The sequence below is a fragment of the Celeribacter marinus genome (assembly GCF_965656515.1).
GTDB classification, from domain to species: Bacteria; Pseudomonadota; Alphaproteobacteria; order Rhodobacterales; family Rhodobacteraceae; genus Celeribacter; species Celeribacter marinus_D.
In genome coordinates, this window is sequence record NZ_CBFHKW010000132.1 from 1 (window position 1) to 1018 (window position 1018).

Sequence of the window (1018 nt, forward strand, 5' to 3'; positions counted from 1 at the left end):
TTTGTGGACTCTTATGTCCTCAAGAAGGCTGAAAAATCCCGTGAGTCGGGCCGCAACGAGGTCATTAAGATCTGGTCGCGCCGCTCAACCATCCTGCCGCAGTTCGTTGGTCTCACCTTTGGTGTTTACAACGGTCGCAAGCACATCCCCGTCAACGTCTCTGAGGACATGATTGGCCAGAAGTTTGGCGAGTATTCACCTACCCGCACTTACCACGGTCACGCCGCAGACAAAAAAGCGAAACGGAAGTAAGCCATGAGCAAGGATAAAAATCCCCGCCGCGTGGCAGACAACGAAGCAATGGCGAAAACTCGCATGCTTCGCGTTTCCCCGCAAAAGCTGAACCTTGTGGCTCAGTTGATCCGTGGCAAGAAAGTCGACAAGGCTCTTATCGACCTGACGTTCTCGAACAAGCGTATCGCCGCAGATGTGAAGAAATGTCTTCAGTCCGCAATCGCGAATGCCGAGAACAACCACAACCTTGATGTCGACGAGCTCGTCGTCGCTGAGGCGTGGGTCGGTAAAAACCTGACCATGAAACGCGGTCGCCCGCGTGCTCGTGGCCGTTTCGGCAAGATCATGAAGCCGTTCGCTGAAATCACCATCAAGGTGCGCCAAGTTGAGGAGCAAAACTAATGGGTCATAAGGTCAACCCGATTGCCATGCGCCTCCAGGTAAACCGCACCTGGGATAGCCGCTGGTACGCCGATACGAAGGATTATGGCGATCTTCTTTTGGAAGATCTCAAGATCCGTGAATTCGTTAAGGAAGAATGCAAGCAAGCCGGCATTAGCCGTGTGATCATCGAGCGTCCGCACAAAAAGTGCCGCGTCACGATCCACACTGCACGTCCCGGTGTCATCATTGGCAAAAAAGGCGCAGACATTGAGACTCTGCGTAAGAAAATTGCTTCGATGACAGCCTCCGAGCTGCACCTCAACATCGTTGAAGTGCGCAAGCCCGAGCTTGACGCTGCTCTCGTATCCGAGAGCATCGCTCAGCAGCTCGAGCGTCGTGT

3 protein-coding genes are annotated in these 1018 nt (G+C 53.7%); all 3 read left to right on the forward strand.

What is annotated here, in order from left to right:
* Positions 1-252 (forward strand): 30S ribosomal protein S19 (gene rpsS, locus ACTG34_RS13865; RefSeq protein ID WP_439105450.1); only part of this gene is annotated, 252 nt, incomplete at its 5' end.
* A gap of 3 nt (positions 253-255) precedes the next feature.
* Positions 256-636, forward strand: coding sequence for a 50S ribosomal protein L22 (gene rplV, locus ACTG34_RS13870; RefSeq protein WP_062217298.1), 381 nt, complete (start codon positions 256-258; stop codon positions 634-636).
* Positions 636-1018 (forward strand): 30S ribosomal protein S3 (gene rpsC, locus ACTG34_RS13875; protein ID WP_439105451.1); only part of this gene is annotated, 383 nt, incomplete at its 3' end. The genes rplV and rpsC, both read left to right, overlap by 1 nt.

Coding starts and splice junctions, on each gene's coding strand:
- rplV (WP_062217298.1), top strand. CDS start 256: ATGAGCAAGGATAAAAATCCCCGCCGCGTGGCAGACAACGAAGCAATG.